The sequence below is a fragment of the Methylobacterium sp. NFXW15 genome (genome assembly GCF_049887755.1).
Lineage (GTDB): Bacteria > Pseudomonadota > Alphaproteobacteria > Rhizobiales > Beijerinckiaceae > Methylobacterium.
This window is the reverse complement of sequence record NZ_JAGEKG010000018.1, coordinates 1-14,182: the sequence shown is the minus strand read 5'-3', so window position 1 is coordinate 14,182 and position 14,182 is coordinate 1. Positions and strand designations below refer to the sequence as shown.

Here is a 14,182-nt window from a genome sequence, read left to right as displayed (position 1 = left end):
GTCCGGGTTTCGTGTTCGTCAGTTCAGGCGGCGCTGGCCCGCCGTGTCGCGATACCAGTCGAACGGGGTGTCGTGGGTCGCGACCATGACGCTCTTGGTGTTGAAATGGTCGTCGAAGCTCTCGAGCCCGCACTCGCGGCCGAGCCCGCTGTCATCGACGCCGCCCCAGGGGGAGGCCGGGTCGAGGCGGTGGTGGTCGTTCACCCATACGATCCCCGCCTTCACCGAGGCCGCGACCCGGTGGGCGCGGGCGACGTCGCGGGTGCGGATCGCGGCGGCGAGGCCGAAGGGGGAGTCGTTGGCGAGCCGCAGGGCGTCCGCCTCGTCCTTGAAGGGCGTGACGCTGGTGAAGGGGCCGAACACCTCCTCCTGGAAGATGCGCATGTCGGAGCGCACGTCGGCGAAGACGGTGGGCTCCACGAAGAAGCCGTCCTCGCCCCCCGCGACCCGCGCCGCCTGCCCGCCCGCCACCGCGCGGGCGCCCTCGTCGCGGCCGTAGCCGGCATAGGCCAGCACCCGGTCGCGCTGCTTGCCCGAGATCACCGGGCCGAGCTGGGTCGCCGGATCGAAGGGATCGCCGATGCGGATGCTCTTCGCCTTGGCGGCGAGCTTCTCCACGAAAGCGTCGTAGATCGAGGCCTGGACGAGATGGCGGCTCGCGCAGACGCAGGTCTGGCCCGCGCCGATGAAGGCGCCGAAGGCGGCGTAGTTCACCGCCTGCTCCAGATCGAAATCGTCGAACACCATCACCGGGGTCTTGCCGCCGAGCTCCATCGTCTGGTGCGCGAAGACCTTGGCCGCCGCACTGCCCGCGATGCGCCCCGCCTCGGTGCCGCCGGTCAGAACCAGCTTGTTGATGTCGGGATGCTCGGCGAGGTGCTTGCCCGTGGTCGGCCCGAGGCCGAGCACGATGTTGAACACGCCCTTGGGCAGCCCGGCCTCGGTGAAGATCTGCGCGAGCTTCAGGGTGGTGAGCGGGGTGTATTCGGAGGGCTTCACCACGGTGGTGCAGCCGGTGGCGAGCACGACCGCCAGCGACTTGCACAGGATCATCAGCGGGTGATTGAACGGCGTGCAGTTCGCCACCACGCCGATGGGCGTGCGGCGCGTGTAGTTGAGGTAGGACCCCTCCACCGGGATCACCGCATCCCGCCGCGCCAGGGCGAGGCCCGCGGCGTAGCGGAAGAAGTCCGGCAGGCGCGAGAGCTGGGCGCGGGTCTCGTTGATCGGGCGGCCGTTGTTCAGCGTCTCCAGCTTGTAGAGCGTGTCGAGGTTCGCCTCGAACGCGTCCGCGAGGCGGTTCACCAGCCGGGCGCGGGAGCGAGTGTCCATGCCGCCCCATTCCTTCGACTCGAAGGCGGCGCGGGCGCTGCGCATGGCGCGGTCCACATCCGCTTCCGTCGAGTTGGGGATCCGGGCGATCACTGCGCCGGTCGCGGGGTTCCTCACGTCGATGAGCGGGCCGTCCCCGGCCTCGATCTCACGCCCGTCGACGAAGTTGCCCCGCGTCTCGACGGCGAGGTCCGGTCTCGTGATCATGTTCATGGGGTGATCTCCCTCAACGGATGACGGCGCTGCGTTCGAGCGCCGGGATGATGCGGCGCTGGGCCTGGGCGACATGCTCGCGCACGAGACGCCGGGCCGTGCGGCCATCGCGCCGCTGCACGGCCTCGATGATCGCGACATGCTCCGCGATGAGCTGGTCCGGGTCCCGGCCCTTGATGCCTGAGAGGCTGACCCGCACGAGGCGATCGGCCTGCTCGATCAGGTCCCGCGCGGTGGCCGCCATGCGGCGGTTGCCGGAGGCCTGAGCCAGGGCGGTGTGGAAGGCGCGGTTGTAGTCGATGAAGTCGGTGCCCTCCTCGAGCGCCCGAAAGGCGTCGAGGTCGGCCAGCGCCTCCGTCGTTCCGGATTCGGCGGCATCGCCGGCGCAGGCCGGCTCGATCACGAGGCGGAAGGCCAGCAGATCGCGGGCATCCGAGATCGAAATCGGGTTCACCTGATATCCTTGGCGAGCGTGAACCGTCACCAGCCGCTCGCGCTCCAGCCGCAGCAGCGCCTCCCGCACCGGCTGGCGGCTCACCGCGTAGCGCTCAGCCAGTTCCTGCTCCCGAACTTCGGCCCCCGGAGGCATGCGGCAGGCCAGGATCTCTGAGCGGATGGCGTGATAGATGTTGTCGCGAAGAAGCACGGTTCTGACCCGATCAGGTTGCCTTAAGATTGCATCCGTGAAATATCACGTCAACGAAAAATTCAGGCTGGACGGGAGGACGAGGATGCGGATCACGCTCGCTGGCGGACGGATCGCGGCGCAGGTTTCGGGGGCGGGGGAGCCGCTCGTCCTGTTCCACTCGCTCCTTGCGGATGCGGCGAGCTTCGACCGGATCGCCGGGCCTCTGGCGGAGCGGTTCCGGGTCATCGTGCCGGACCTGCCGGGCTTCGGCGGGTCCGAGGCGGTCTCCGGCGGCCTGGAGGTCGTAGCCGACCGCATGGCCGAGGCTGTGCGGGATCTCGGCGAGCAGCCGAGCGTGCTCGGCAATGGATTCGGTGGATTCGTGGCCCTTCAGATGGCGATCCGGCATCCCGGCCTCGCGCGCCGTCTGATCCTGGCCGATTGCGGCGCTTGCTTCTCCGAGCCCGGGCGTCAGGCCTTCCGGACCATGGCCGCCGTCTCGCGCGAGAAGGGGCTCGGCGCCTTGAGCGAGACCGCGATGCGCCGTCTCTTCGCGCCCGATTTCCAAGCGGCGAACCCGGCGCTGATGCGAGAGCGCCTGGCCGCTTTCCTCCGCACCGACCCGAGCGTGTTCCGCGCCGCCTGCGAGGCTCTGGCGGGGCTCGATCTCCGGCCGGATCTCAAGGCGGTCGAGGTGCCGGTGCTGGTGCTCGTCGGCGAGCAGGACGAGGCCACGCCCCCGCCGATGTCGCGTGAACTGGCGGCCGGGTTGCCCGAGGCACGCCTCACGATCCTGCCGGGCTGCGCGCACGTTCCGCAGTTGCAGGAGCCGGAGCGGTTCCTGGAGGCTCTCGTCTCGTTCCTGGACGAGGGGAGCGCCGTGGTGGCCGACGAAAGGGTCTCGACGAACGCGTGAGCGGAGACGGCATTCGCTCCGCACCTGAATTCCCACCACGAGCGCACGGTCTCTCGCGAAGCGTATTTTCTCAGGAAGCGGTCCCGGCCCGGCGGACATTGCCCTAGATCAACGGCCATGCGCGAAAGCTCACGGCTGCCGCGCCGCGCCGAGAGCTTGATGCCGAACCTGTCCGCCGAACATCTGCGTGTCGCCGACGTAATGGCCCACGACGTTGAATTCATCGAGCCTCAGGCGAGCGTGCAGGAGGCGGCCGTCCTGATGGGCGAGATCGAGGTCGGGGCCCTGCCGGTCGGCTCGGCCGACCACTGCATCGGCATCGTGACGGATCGGGATCTGCTCTACCGCGTCGTCGCCCGCGGCCGCGATCCGACCTCCGTCACGGTGCAGGACGTGGCCTCACGCCCCGTGCTGTCCTGCAAGCCAGACGACACGCTCCGCTCGGCCCTGGATGTCATGGGGGCGAACTATGTGCGGCGCCTCCCGGTCCTCGATGGGAACGACAGGGTCGTGGGCTGGCTGACCCTCGCCGATGTCGCGCGCCACCTGCTCGTGAACGACGACGAACTGCAGGTCTCCCTGCAGGACCGCCTCGACGGAACGGAGCGCTGATCAGACCCGATACCGCCGCTCCGCCGCACGGACCAGCGTCGAGGGCAGGGTGCGGGCGGCGGCGACATAGTCCGCGAAGGCCGAGGCTGCCGGTCCGCCCTCCCGCGCGGCGACCAGACAGAGGATGAAAGCGATCAGATCCATCTCGGGCGTCGTCAGACCGGCCAGGGCCACGGTGAGGGGCGGGGGTCTCCGCAGGGCGTCCTCGAAGGTCGCGAGGGTCTCCTCGTCGGCCCCGCTGGCGGCGAGCCACGCCCGCACCGGGCGCTGTGCCTCCGCCGCGCCTCCGGCCAGCACAGCCACCGCGGCGAAGCGGGCGACGGCCATACGCTCCGCCCCGGCCAGCGAGGTCAGGTTGACGCTCAGGGGCATGAGGGTCTGGTGCCGGTTCTGCAGGAAGCCATGAAGGACCTTCTGGCCGACCGCGTCCAGGATCTGGCGACGGCCGGGGGCTATGTCGCGGTGGCGGCGATCGATCGCCTCCCGCTCACCGGCCGTTGTCCGGTGGTCCTGTCGTCCGGCGACTTGCTCCAACACCCATTCCTTCCAGCCTGCGCCGCTCCGGCGGCGCACCGAACAGGTGTTCCTGAATGACCGTCGATCAAGTGCTCGCCTTCAGCCTGATCGGCGTGACGGTGGCCGCCTTCGTCTGGGATCGCCTGCCCTACGACGTCGTGGCGCTGACCGCGCTCGCCGCCGGCATTGCGCTGGGCCTCGTGCCGGCGGACAAGGCCTTCTCGGGATTTTCCGACGACATCGTCATCATCGTGGGCTCGGCCCTCGTCCTCTCCGCCGCCATCGCCCGTTCGGGGGCGGTCGAGACCCTCATGCGTCCCCTGATGCCGCGCCTGACCAGCCCCGGGCGGCAGGTGCCGATCCTCGTGGCCGGGGTGCTGCTCCTGTCGATGGTCACGAAGAATGTCGGGGCGCTGGCCATCTTCATGCCCATCGCCCTGCAGCTTTCCCGCCGCAGCGGCACACCGCCCTCCGCGCTGCTGATGCCGATGGCCTCCGCCTCGCTGATCGGCGGCATCGTCACGCTGGTCGGCACATCGCCGAACGTGATCGTCTCGAAGGTCCGCGCCGACCTGACCGGCAAGCCCTTCGGCATGTTCGACTACGCCCCCGTGGGGCTCTGCGTGGCGGCGGCCGGGTTCGTCTTCCTGTGCCTCGGTTGGCGCCTGCTGCCCCGGCGCGACGGGGGCACGCGCTCCATGGAGGCCGCATTCACCCTGGAGCGCTACACGACGGAGGCACGCCTCCCGCCCGGCCACCCGGCGGTCGACGGCACGGTGGCCGCCCTGGAGGCGCAGGGCGACGGCGAAGTCGGCGTCGCCACGATCCTGCGCGAGCGCTTCCGGCGATATCCTGCGAGCCCGGATTTCCGCCTGAAGGCCGACGACGTCCTCCTGCTCAACGGCGAGCCGGATGCCCTGGAGCGCTTCGTGGCCCGCACCGGGCTGACCCTGACCGGCGACGCCCCCACCGCCGAATCCGTGGTGATGGAAGGCGTGGTGACGGCGGAATCCGAGCTCGTCGGGCGCACCGCCGCGCAACTCGACCTCGAGCACAGTGCGGGGCTCGCCATCCTCGCGGTCAGTCGGCGCGGGCGGCGGATCGAGCAGCGGCTCTCCTCCGTCCGGTTCCGGGGTGGGGATGTGGTCGTGGTGCGCGGGCGGGCCGCCGCCCTCGCCCCCGCCCTCGGGACCCTCAAGGTGCTGCCCCTCGCCGCGCGGGAGATCGCGCTCGGCCGCAACGACCGGAGTTGGTTGCCCGCCGCGATCCTGATCGCGGCGATGGCCCTCGTCGCCCTGCATGTCGTGCCGGTGGCGGTGGCCTTCTTCGGCGCCGTCGTGGCCGTGCTGCTTCTACGGAGCATGACGCCTCACGAGGCGTATCAGGCCGTGGAATGGCCGGTGCTCGTGCTGCTCGGCGCCCTGATCCCGATCTCCGAGACGGTCAGCACGACCGGCGGCGCCGATCTGATCGCCGGCCATCTCACGACGCTGGTGCAAGGCCTGTCGCCCGTGACGGCGCTCGGCGCGATCCTCATTTTGGCGATGGCGGTGACGCCGTTCCTCAACAACGCCGCCACCGTCCTGGTGATGGGTCCGATCGCCGCGAAGCTCGCGACCAAGCTCGGGCTCAACCCGGATCCGTTCCTGATGGCGGTGGCCTTGGGTGCCGCCTGCGACTTCCTCACGCCCATCGGGCACCAGTGCAACACCCTGGTCATGGGCCCCGGCGGCTACCGCTTCGGCGACTATGCCCGGCTCGGATTGCCGCTCTCGCTCATCGTGATCGCGGTGGGCATCCCCCTCATTGCCCTGGTCTGGCCCCTTCGTCCGGTGTGAGCACGGCCTCTCGGGAATCGCCCTCGGCCGCGAAGAGGCGGGGGTGGCGTGCCTGAAGGGCCAGGACGAGGGCCAGGGTCTTCAAGTCCCGCACTTGCCCGGTCGCGGCCATCCCGGCGAGGTCGGAGAGGGACATCTCCACGACCTTGATGTTCTCGTGCTCGCCCTCGGCGCCACCGCCCCCGGTCTCGCGGTCGGTGGTGCGATAGGGCGCCAGGAACAGATGGATCTGCTCGGTCGAGATCCCCGCGCAGGAATAGGTCGTGCCGACCGATTCGAGGTCGTGCAGGCGCAGGCCCGTCTCTTCGAGAACCTCGCGCCGCGCATTCTCCTCGGGAGAGCCGTCATCGATGAGGCCGGCCGGCGCTTCCAGCTGGGATTGTTCGCCGGAGACGTAGAGGGGCGGAACCCGCAATTCGCGCACGAGCGTCGCGACGCGTCTCTCGGGATCGTAGGGGAGGACGCCGACGGAGTTGCCGTGATCCTCGATCTCGCGCTCGGCCTCCGTGCCATCGGCCAGCCGGACCTTGGCCAAGCCGAACTTGGTCCAGCCGTCGTGAATGATGCGGAGGCTGAGGATTTCGGCTTTCATCGGAACCTCCTGCGGGCGCGTTGGGTGCGTGTGAACGAGCGGGAGCGGTCGCCTGCCATCGCAGCCAACCGCCTCACGTCGCTCGCGTGACGGGGGGCGCACACCGTCTGATCCATCGCTCGGACTCACACGTCACACTCCGTGCGTGAATCCCCCGTCGACGGCACTGTATTAGCGGCGAAGATGAGCCAGTTCCTCGAGCCCGCCTCCGTCGGCATAGGCCGTCTGGAAGCTGTCGCGCGCCGTCCATCGCTGCCAGAACCGGTCGAGCTGCTCGAAGCGCTCATCGAGCGGCGTGGCCACCGGCCCGAACTTCGAGAAGGCGATGGCGGTGCAGAGAGTGATGTCGGCGAAAGTCGGGTTCTCACCGCCCAGCAGCCAATCCCGGCCATCGGCCAGATGACGATCAACGAGCGCCGCGTGCGAGAGCGCCTCCTTGCGGCAATGCTCACCCCATTGCGGGTTGTTCGTCAGTTCGAGCTTCGGTCCGAGCCCCTGGTGCAGAACGTGGAACTGCGTCGTGAGCCGGTAGAGGATCTGCACCCAGACGCGATCGTCCCACATCGTATCGAGACCTTGCTCCAGAGGCGTCGCCCCGGTGATCTTGCGTCCCTCATGGTGAGCGTCGAGGTAGCGCACGATCGCGGCCGATTCCGACAGGTAGGATCCATCGGGCAGTTCCAGCGTCGGCGTTTCGCCCCACGGGTTCATCTTGAGATGGCGCCAGCCGCGCTGCTCGCCGCCCGGCGCCATGTCATAGATCACCTCTTCGTAAGCATCGGCGATTCCCTTCTCGTGCAGGAAGAGGCGCAGGCGCTGGGGGTTCGGGAAGGCGGACGGGGACGTATAGATTCGCGCTTTTGTCGACAAGAACACTCTCCGCTGGATGGCATCCGATAAGACGGGAACGCCGTGCAGCAGGGTTTGGCTCGCCGGATCAACCTTTCAAGGCGGCCCGCGAAAGGTCGCAGGGCGGCGCGGATCGGAGGTCGGCTGCAGGGTTCCGACAGCGCTTCCTCCTGTCAGAACGCGGCACGTCCGAGGCGCATCGAACGTGCAACCTTTGCCATCGGAGTTCTCGCCACCCGGTATCGAGCGCGATGAGGCCCCCACGCCACCGTTGCGCTCCCCGCCCGCTTGGGCTAGGTGAAAGACACGGTCAGCACCCGTAGCTCAGCTGGATAGAGCGTTGCCCTCCGAAGGCAAAGGTCACACGTTCGAATCGTGTCGGGTGCGCCAATCTTCCAAAGACCTCAGCAAAATTCGTGGGCCCTTGATGTGGGGCGCGGAAGCGTGGCGCAGTGTTTTGTGCGTCGGTGCTCGGTCGCTGACCGTGCTCAGGTAAATAGACCGGTAGCACGTCTTTCGAAGGATGAGTCGCACGATGCCCATCAAGGCACTCAATGAGCGGAAGAAGCTCTCAAGCGACTTCAACGAGGCCAACGACGCGTTTATCGACGCCGTCCTCGGCGCCCTTCAATCCGGCGAAATCCCCCTCGACCTTGCACGCGCCTATCTCGCCCATCCGGTCGCCATGATGCACTCGGACGGCGCGCAGGCCGTGGCGAACTATTTCGATCGGATCCTGTCGCAACAGCCGAAAATCGATTGGACGCCGGGAGACTGATCGTCACCGACGCCTCAAGGCGACACGCCTTGAACGGGGGGCCCTCGAAGCTAGGTCAGTGAAGCCGAGCGGCGTTCGGACACGCTGCACCGCGCATCCGATGGGTTGAGGGCGACCTGACATGAACGAAGTGCCGGAGGCCGACCGTCGCGCCCGTACGATCGCTGAGAACGTCTACGCGGCTTATTGCAGGCAGGCGACGATGCCGATCCCCTACCGCGAAGAGCAGACGGTTTTGACGCGCCTCGTCGAGGCTATTCGCCCGCAGATCGGGGAGGGGTCACCGGGTGAGCTCAATGAAGCCGCCAACCTGGTCCTGTCGGAATGGGAGCAACGCGATGCCGACGTGCGGGGGCCGCGCGTGGCGTCCATCAATCTGATCGATGGCGCGGTGACCGTCGGTTAGCGGTCCGGTGTCTTGTGGGGCGAGCGTGAGGCGGGAAGGCCATGAACGAGATACCAGACGATAACCTCGACCATTACGCCCTCGGTTTCTATGCTCCGGCCAAGAACCTCAGCCGTGAGGCATGCCCCTATGCCGAGGGGGTGGACGCACATGATCTGTGGCTGGCCGGCTACGATGCCGCCATACGCGGCGAGAGGCTTGAGGATCGCTCGAAGGGCTCGGCTTGAACCGGCGCCCCATGAGGCCGAGCGCTGACGAGAGGTTCGGGCTCTCGGTCGTGTGACCTTCTTGGCGTCCAGACGTTGGCCTGAGATGCGGATGCCTCGCTTCGAAGCGGGGCGTCGCCTCTCGAGCCTCGAAGGACAACGCCATGAAACGGATCCTGATCGCCTCCGCCCTCATCCTGTCGCCGTTCGCACTCGCTGCGACTGCGCAAGCCCAAGGTACCATTCCCGGCGCTCAGCGAGGCGCGGAAGATGGCAATCGCGCTGCGGGGCCGATTGGCGGTGTCGTCGGGGGAGCGGTCGGTGCGGCGACGGGGACAGTCGGCGGCGTGCTGGGTGTCGATCCGGAGCGGGATCGCCGGGAAGAGCGGATGGAGCGCCGTGAGGAGCGGCGTGAGATGCAGCGTCGCTAACGCCTGATTTCACTCCTGCTGACGAGATCGCTGTTCGCCAGCAGGAGTGCGAGGGGCGATCTCGTGAGGCCCTTTGCACGGGGCCGGAATGACCCCGCGTCGTGCCGGCCTGCCCTGTCTACGCCCCGAGACACGCCGGAATTCGGCGTGCCCGTCTCATTCACTGCGCGCTCTGACCACCCGTCTGTAACGAGATGTTAGCGAGCTCAACTCCAGGCTGTATGCGCCCGCATCCAGATGGACGGTCGACATGGGCCACGCTCTCGACGCGCCGGACAACAAACGCGAACTGCACCGCGCGCCGACTTTCCTCGACGGCCTGCTCCACATTTCTGGGCGAGACGCTATCGCGTGTATCGTCTGGGATATGTCGGAACGCGGCGCGAAGATCGGTATTGGCTGCGATGTCCCGCTGCCGCTCTACTTCGAAATCTCACTGGTCGATGAGGACGTACGGTTACCTTGCGAGGGCCGGTGGCGCTCGGGCGAAAGCGTTGGCGTGCGCTTTCGACTGAACCGAGGACAGTAGCGCGCTGAGCTTCATCAATAGCCTGGCGGGAGACCGGGCTGCCGCCGCGAGCCGTAGCAAAGGTCGATCTATTCGACATGGCACCCTGGCCGCTCATGCGTCTCGCCGGATAGCCAAGATTCGACCGCTAAAGCATGGCCTTGGATTTCAAGCCACGCCAATGCTATGTTTCTGGAATGTGTCCGTCAGAGATACTCTGTAAGATGGTCCAGATTGTTGTCGCGACATCATTCGACGAGCTCGTATCTGTACAGGGTGCCTGGGAGGCGCTGAGCAAGCAAATATTTCCCCGACATCCCTTCGCGTCATACCAATGGTGCCGATCCTGGTGGGAGAGCTATCGCCGAGGTCGCGACTTCATCGAAGACCGGCTGATGGTCTTCCTTGTCCAGCGTGACGGTGAAATCATCGGCATTGCGCCGATGATGCTGACACTCCGCCCGGCATGGGGCCCGCTGCGGATGCGGGAATTGCAGTTTATCGGTGCAGATACCAACGTGACCGAGATCCGCGGACCGATCTGCCGACCCGGCGACCTCGAAGCCGTGGTGGCGGCTCTTCGGGACTACCTCGACGCCCGATCCTCGGAATGGGATTGGATTCAATGGCGCGGCCTGCACGACGTCGACGAACGATCCGAGCGCATTCGATCCAGCCTCAAGCTCGAAGACGTCAGCAATATCAGCAACTACTATCTTCCATTGCCCACCAGTTGGGCCGAGTTCCACAGTGCGTTGCCACGAAATATCAAAGAGAGCATCAGAAAGTGCTACCGCTATCTGGATCGCGATCATATTTCATTCGAATTTCGTGCGGTTTCATCGCCAACGGAGATTGAATCTGCAGTAGAAGAATTTCTATCCCTGCATCAGCAGCGATCCAAGGCGGAGAACACGGTTCATCATCTCAATATCTTCCGGACCAACGCGGCAAAGAATTTTCTTCGGTCTTACGCGGGTGCTGCCTCCAAAGTTGGCGCCATCTTTGTCTTTCAGATCAAAATCGGCGGCCAGACAGTCGCCGCTCGTCTTGCGATAAAGATCGATGATGTTCTGTATTTGTATTACTCGGGTTATGATCTGAATTACCGCAAATACAGCATCATGACGACCTTGCTGACGGAAATTCTGAAGTGGTCGTTCGATAACGGGGTGCGTATCGCGAACTTGTCGACCGGCACAGACGTCTCCAAGACCCGCTGGCGGCCTGAGATGATCTCACTGCTGAACGGCTATCAGGTGTCCTCGACCTGGCGCGCGCGAATTTTGTACCGATCGATGGCTTTGGCGCGGCGTTGGCGGACCAAGCTCAGGTTTGGCTCCGTGGCCGTGAATGTTGGTCAGATCGGGCTTACCTACTCGGCGATCCCGCTGGAAGCGATCTGAGGCGATCAGAGCAACGTCAGTGCAGCGTGACTGCCGACGCTGCATCGAGCGTGGTTTTCGCGCTTGGGGGCAGGGCGCCCGTTCGAGCCGACGCCCGCTTCGGTAGCGGGGGAGGGGGTCACCGCAAGCGCCGGTTCACGGCCTCCAGATCTTCATGATCGGCTGGATGAAGGACAGCGGATCGCAGCGGTCGGGTGCCCCCTACACTTCTGCTGCGAGAGCACCGGTATTGCACCCCGCGCGCCCTGCCTGTTTTGCAGGACGCGCGCAAGTCATTCGAGGAACTCAGAAAAATCCGGCTTACTCTGCAGCCTCAGCCGAGGCATCGTCGCCATCCAGGATGACTTCCAGATCGCCGACCAGGGCGTCGAGCTGTTCGGCAGTGCCCTTCAGCTTGAGCTTGGTCCCATCATCAGCCTCAATCGCGATCTCGATATGATCGCCGACTTTGGCGGCCATGGCCTCCTTCACGGTGTAGGTCGTCACGTCCGCCTTACTGGCCATGCCTGTCTCCTTGGTTGGCATCAGGCAACCGCGATGACCGGCTTTCGTCGCTGCGGCAGAACCTCGCGTCGCCGCTCCTCTGCATCATCGCGGGCCACGCTCCCGAGATCGGTGCAGTGGAGCCGAGGGACACCGGACGCCCTCGGGTGAACATCAAATTGTTTTCGAGAATATCCTCGCAGGAACAGGATCTTATCCGTCAATTCCATGCATTTTCGCGTGATGGGCTGATGCATCGGCGCCGATAGCTCAGCTTTTGGGCAAGGCGCCTCATTTTTGGAACGGTTTGTTGGGGTGGCTGCTTGGTAAGTCCGAGAAGACCCACGGAGTTGAACATGCGAACACCTCTTGCTGCGCTTGCTCTAACGGCCCTCCTGGGCTCGGGCGCGTATGCCCAGACCACTGTCACGGGAACACCGGCCGCCCCCGATGCAAAGACCAGTCAGCAGTCCGGCGGACAGCAGAGCGTGACGCGTCCGAACACGGACAAAATGACCCCCGACGGTGCGACCGCCAATCCTCATTCCGCCGTCAAACTGGAGAAGGGGGCAAACAGCTTTACCGAGGGTGAGGCACGCTCTCGATTGGAAAAAGCAGGCTTCAAGGACGTCAAAGATCTCAAGAAGGACGGTGACGGCATCTGGCGCGGTACGGCCATGCATGAAGGAAAGTCGGTCCCGATCGGGCTCGATTTCAAAGGCAACGTCGCCGCGCAGTAATTTTTGCAGGAATCGCCTTAGGAGGCTTTGATGGCCCAACAGACACTGACTGCCTTATTTGATCGATACGAAGACGCGAGTGCCGCAGTCGATAAGCTTGAGGCTGGCGGGATTGCTCATGGCGACATCAGCCTCGTGGGCAACAACGAGGGGGACCGCCACGCGGGTCTGATCAAGCATGGCCATGATCACGTAAGCCCTGATACGAAGGAGAAGGCGAAGGACGGCATCGGTGCGGGCGCGACGCTCGGCACCGTCGTTGGTGGCGCAGCTGGTTTGCTGACCGGGCTCGGCATGATCGCCATTCCCGGTGTCGGCCCCGTCGTGGCTGCAGGGTGGCTGGTGGCGACCCTGACGGGAGCGGGAGTCGGCGCTGCCGCGGGCGGCCTTGCCGGCGGTCTCACGGGAGCGGGAGTGAGTGAGAAGGATGCCCATGCCTACGGAGAGGGCGTGCGCCGTGGCGGCACTCTCGTGACCGTGCGAGCGGACGAAGCCCGCGCTCCGATGGTGATGGATATCCTCGAACAACACGGCTCTGTCGATCTCGATCAGAAGACCGCGGCCTGGACCCAGGAAGGCTGGACGCCGGCAGCAGCATCGACCACCGATCCGTACCCATCGGGGACCGGTCTCTCCGGAGCGAATGACGGACGGACCCGGGTTCGGTCCTACCCCGGCACCGGCAGCGGGATCTGACCCCTCCGGCATTCGGAGTTCACCATTGCGGCCGGAGCCTCATCTCCGGCCCCTTTGTCCGCGGGGGCACGCATCGAGGGTCGCGCTGAAAAAGGTCTAGGACCTATAGCGATGGCCACCTGCCTCTTTGACCGGACCGGCACAGGAAAACGGCCGAGCAAAAAAGCGGCGCGAGTAGCTTCTGTGGTGCGAAAATGCACCGATCCGACGGAATGGCGTCGAAATACCGATGCGCTCGCACCTGCGAGCTTGCTTGGTGCGGTGCAAAGGATTACATCGGCAGTGCGGGACGGCGATGGCGTCGCGGTCCTGCTGCCCTTCTTGGGCGTTTCCTCCCTAGACTTCAAGCCGCTCCTTGTGGGCGGCTTTTTTCTGTCCGGGGCGATGGCCGTAGCCGAGAGCGGGCCGCCGATCAAGCACGATTGCGCTGAAAAATAAGCATACTGGCAATTTAATGCAGCGAGTGGGTCACTCGCAGTGGATGATTTCCGTGCTGGCGTTGTCCGAAGGCGGTCGCGACCCCGCTAGGCTCGCACCGGACGAGAGCGTGACGACTGGAGAGGTCCGAGCCGGTTTCCCGTGTCTCGTTCGTGATGCCTCGTGCTCAGATGCACGCACCGGGGCGGTGGCCCGAGGGCCGGTGCGGCGGGGAACAGGCCACCGCAAGCGCCGACTCACGGCAGCTTTGCCAAGTCTTACTCGATAAATCGACCGCTTACACTTTGCTAACCAATGTCGATCTTCGAGAATGCGGCCCTCACTCCGCAAATCACCTTCGGAACGAGTGTGTCTCTTTGGCTACAGCGTTATTTTAGGCGATGATTTAGGAGGGGCTCAACGAAGTTTTGCTGGAGACAGCCACATCATGAAGACCCTGATCGCCTCCCTCGCCGCCTTCACGGCCCTGACCGCCGCCGCCTCGGCCGCCGACCTTCCGCGCCGCGCTGCGCCGCCGCCGGTGTTCACGCCGGTGCCGGTCTTCACCTGGACGGGCTTCTACGCTGGTTTCAACGCCGGTTACGGCTTCGACGC

The 14,182-nt window shown here is 65.7% G+C and carries 18 protein-coding genes and 1 tRNA gene; 13 read left to right on the top strand and 6 right to left on the bottom strand.

All coding sequences use genetic code 11. From position 1 onward, the window contains the following. Window positions 1-18: 18 nt before the first annotated feature. Window positions 19-1,539, bottom strand: coding sequence for an aldehyde dehydrogenase (locus J4O73_RS23600; RefSeq protein ID WP_426221420.1), 1,521 nt, complete (start codon window positions 1,537-1,539; stop codon window positions 19-21). A gap of 19 nt (window positions 1,540-1,558) precedes the next feature. After that, window positions 1,559-2,191: a GntR family transcriptional regulator gene (locus J4O73_RS23595; RefSeq protein WP_426221371.1), complete on the bottom strand. Its 633-nt coding sequence runs from the start codon at window positions 2,189-2,191 to the stop codon at window positions 1,559-1,561. Between the two features lie 85 nt (window positions 2,192-2,276). Here J4O73_RS23595 and J4O73_RS23590 point away from each other — a divergent pair, with 85 nt between their 5' ends. Both J4O73_RS23590 and J4O73_RS23585 read left to right on the top strand, forming a co-directional pair. Beyond that, a complete protein-coding gene (locus tag J4O73_RS23590) occupies window positions 2,277-3,089 on the top strand; it encodes an alpha/beta fold hydrolase (RefSeq protein WP_426221369.1) in 813 nt (270 codons plus the stop codon). 159 nt (window positions 3,090-3,248) lie between these two features. After that, a complete protein-coding gene (locus tag J4O73_RS23585; RefSeq protein WP_426221367.1) occupies window positions 3,249-3,701 on the top strand; it encodes a CBS domain-containing protein in 453 nt (150 codons plus the stop codon). On the opposite strand, the gene J4O73_RS23580 is transcribed toward J4O73_RS23585, so the two are convergent. Continuing rightward, the gene (locus J4O73_RS23580; protein WP_426221365.1) at window positions 3,702-4,274 is read right to left on the bottom strand and encodes a hypothetical protein; all 573 of its coding nucleotides are present in this window, start codon (window positions 4,272-4,274) and stop codon (window positions 3,702-3,704) included. Window positions 4,275-4,291: 17 nt separating this feature from the next. Between J4O73_RS23580 and J4O73_RS23575 the strand changes: the two genes are divergently transcribed. Continuing rightward, complete coding sequence (locus J4O73_RS23575) at window positions 4,292-6,055, top strand: SLC13 family permease (RefSeq protein ID WP_426221363.1); 1,764 nt, start codon at window positions 4,292-4,294, stop codon at window positions 6,053-6,055. On the opposite strand, the gene J4O73_RS23570 is transcribed toward J4O73_RS23575, so the two are convergent. Together J4O73_RS23570 and J4O73_RS23565 are read right to left on the bottom strand one after the other, a co-directional pair. Continuing rightward, window positions 6,021-6,647: an NUDIX domain-containing protein gene (locus J4O73_RS23570; protein ID WP_426221361.1), complete on the bottom strand. Its 627-nt coding sequence runs from the start codon at window positions 6,645-6,647 to the stop codon at window positions 6,021-6,023. The genes J4O73_RS23575 and J4O73_RS23570 overlap by 35 nt on opposite strands. 171 nt (window positions 6,648-6,818) lie before the next feature. Further along, window positions 6,819-7,517 (bottom strand): glutathione S-transferase family protein, encoded by a 699-nt coding sequence (locus J4O73_RS23565; protein ID WP_426221359.1) that lies wholly within the window; start codon window positions 7,515-7,517, stop codon window positions 6,819-6,821. Between the two features lie 292 nt (window positions 7,518-7,809). On the opposite strand from J4O73_RS23565, the gene J4O73_RS23560 reads away from it, so the two are divergent. From J4O73_RS23560 to J4O73_RS23530, 7 genes are all read left to right on the top strand, one after another. Next, window positions 7,810-7,886: transfer RNA gene (locus J4O73_RS23560), tRNA-Arg, on the top strand. Window positions 7,887-8,031: 145 nt separating this feature from the next. Further along, window positions 8,032-8,274, top strand: a complete 243-nt coding sequence (locus J4O73_RS23555) for a hypothetical protein (protein WP_378972925.1) — start codon at window positions 8,032-8,034, stop codon at window positions 8,272-8,274. Between the two features lie 121 nt (window positions 8,275-8,395). Next, the gene (locus J4O73_RS23550; protein ID WP_426221357.1) at window positions 8,396-8,680 is read left to right on the top strand and encodes a hypothetical protein; all 285 of its coding nucleotides are present in this window, start codon (window positions 8,396-8,398) and stop codon (window positions 8,678-8,680) included. Between the two features lie 41 nt (window positions 8,681-8,721). After that, window positions 8,722-8,907, top strand: a complete 186-nt coding sequence (locus tag J4O73_RS23545; RefSeq protein ID WP_426221356.1) for a ribosome modulation factor — start codon at window positions 8,722-8,724, stop codon at window positions 8,905-8,907. A gap of 143 nt (window positions 8,908-9,050) precedes the next feature. Then, complete coding sequence (locus J4O73_RS23540) at window positions 9,051-9,317, top strand: hypothetical protein (protein ID WP_426221354.1); 267 nt, start codon at window positions 9,051-9,053, stop codon at window positions 9,315-9,317. A gap of 250 nt (window positions 9,318-9,567) precedes the next feature. Then, complete coding sequence (locus J4O73_RS23535; protein ID WP_426221352.1) at window positions 9,568-9,846, top strand: PilZ domain-containing protein; 279 nt, start codon at window positions 9,568-9,570, stop codon at window positions 9,844-9,846. 203 nt (window positions 9,847-10,049) lie between these two features. Beyond that, window positions 10,050-11,231: a GNAT family N-acetyltransferase gene (locus tag J4O73_RS23530; RefSeq protein ID WP_426221350.1), complete on the top strand. Its 1,182-nt coding sequence runs from the start codon at window positions 10,050-10,052 to the stop codon at window positions 11,229-11,231. A 300-nt stretch (window positions 11,232-11,531) separates the two neighbouring features. On the opposite strand, the gene J4O73_RS23525 is transcribed toward J4O73_RS23530, so the two are convergent. Next, window positions 11,532-11,735: a hypothetical protein gene (locus J4O73_RS23525; protein ID WP_378972942.1), complete on the bottom strand. Its 204-nt coding sequence runs from the start codon at window positions 11,733-11,735 to the stop codon at window positions 11,532-11,534. A gap of 335 nt (window positions 11,736-12,070) precedes the next feature. On the opposite strand from J4O73_RS23525, the gene J4O73_RS23520 reads away from it, so the two are divergent. From J4O73_RS23520 to J4O73_RS23510, 3 genes are all read left to right on the top strand, one after another. Next, the gene (locus tag J4O73_RS23520) at window positions 12,071-12,454 is read left to right on the top strand and encodes a hypothetical protein (RefSeq protein ID WP_426221348.1); all 384 of its coding nucleotides are present in this window, start codon (window positions 12,071-12,073) and stop codon (window positions 12,452-12,454) included. A gap of 30 nt (window positions 12,455-12,484) precedes the next feature. Continuing rightward, window positions 12,485-13,150 (top strand): hypothetical protein, encoded by a 666-nt coding sequence (locus J4O73_RS23515; protein WP_426221346.1) that lies wholly within the window; start codon window positions 12,485-12,487, stop codon window positions 13,148-13,150. Between the two features lie 111 nt (window positions 13,151-13,261). After that, entirely contained in the window at window positions 13,262-13,588 is a 327-nt protein-coding gene (locus J4O73_RS23510; RefSeq protein WP_426221344.1) for a hypothetical protein, read from the top strand. Window positions 13,589-14,182: the final 594 nt, after the last annotated feature.

What these genes read in the sequence shown, in the direction of transcription:
- J4O73_RS23600 (WP_426221420.1), bottom strand. Translation starts at nt 1,539, where the DNA reads ATGATCACGAGACCGGACCTCGCCGTCGAGACGCGGGGCAACTTCGTC.
- J4O73_RS23590 (WP_426221369.1), top strand. Translation starts at nt 2,277, where the DNA reads ATGCGGATCACGCTCGCTGGCGGACGGATCGCGGCGCAGGTTTCGGGG.
- J4O73_RS23585 (WP_426221367.1), top strand. Translation starts at nt 3,249, where the DNA reads ATGCCGAACCTGTCCGCCGAACATCTGCGTGTCGCCGACGTAATGGCC.
- J4O73_RS23575 (WP_426221363.1), top strand. Translation starts at nt 4,292, where the DNA reads ATGACCGTCGATCAAGTGCTCGCCTTCAGCCTGATCGGCGTGACGGTG.
- J4O73_RS23570 (WP_426221361.1), bottom strand. Translation starts at nt 6,647, where the DNA reads ATGAAAGCCGAAATCCTCAGCCTCCGCATCATTCACGACGGCTGGACC.
- J4O73_RS23555 (WP_378972925.1), top strand. Translation starts at nt 8,032, where the DNA reads ATGCCCATCAAGGCACTCAATGAGCGGAAGAAGCTCTCAAGCGACTTC.
- J4O73_RS23550 (WP_426221357.1), top strand. Translation starts at nt 8,396, where the DNA reads ATGAACGAAGTGCCGGAGGCCGACCGTCGCGCCCGTACGATCGCTGAG.
- J4O73_RS23545 (WP_426221356.1), top strand. Translation starts at nt 8,722, where the DNA reads ATGAACGAGATACCAGACGATAACCTCGACCATTACGCCCTCGGTTTC.
- J4O73_RS23540 (WP_426221354.1), top strand. Translation starts at nt 9,051, where the DNA reads ATGAAACGGATCCTGATCGCCTCCGCCCTCATCCTGTCGCCGTTCGCA.
- J4O73_RS23535 (WP_426221352.1), top strand. Translation starts at nt 9,568, where the DNA reads ATGGGCCACGCTCTCGACGCGCCGGACAACAAACGCGAACTGCACCGC.
- J4O73_RS23530 (WP_426221350.1), top strand. Translation starts at nt 10,050, where the DNA reads ATGGTCCAGATTGTTGTCGCGACATCATTCGACGAGCTCGTATCTGTA.
- J4O73_RS23525 (WP_378972942.1), bottom strand. Translation starts at nt 11,735, where the DNA reads ATGGCCAGTAAGGCGGACGTGACGACCTACACCGTGAAGGAGGCCATG.
- J4O73_RS23520 (WP_426221348.1), top strand. Translation starts at nt 12,071, where the DNA reads ATGCGAACACCTCTTGCTGCGCTTGCTCTAACGGCCCTCCTGGGCTCG.
- J4O73_RS23515 (WP_426221346.1), top strand. Translation starts at nt 12,485, where the DNA reads ATGGCCCAACAGACACTGACTGCCTTATTTGATCGATACGAAGACGCG.
- J4O73_RS23510 (WP_426221344.1), top strand. Translation starts at nt 13,262, where the DNA reads ATGGCCACCTGCCTCTTTGACCGGACCGGCACAGGAAAACGGCCGAGC.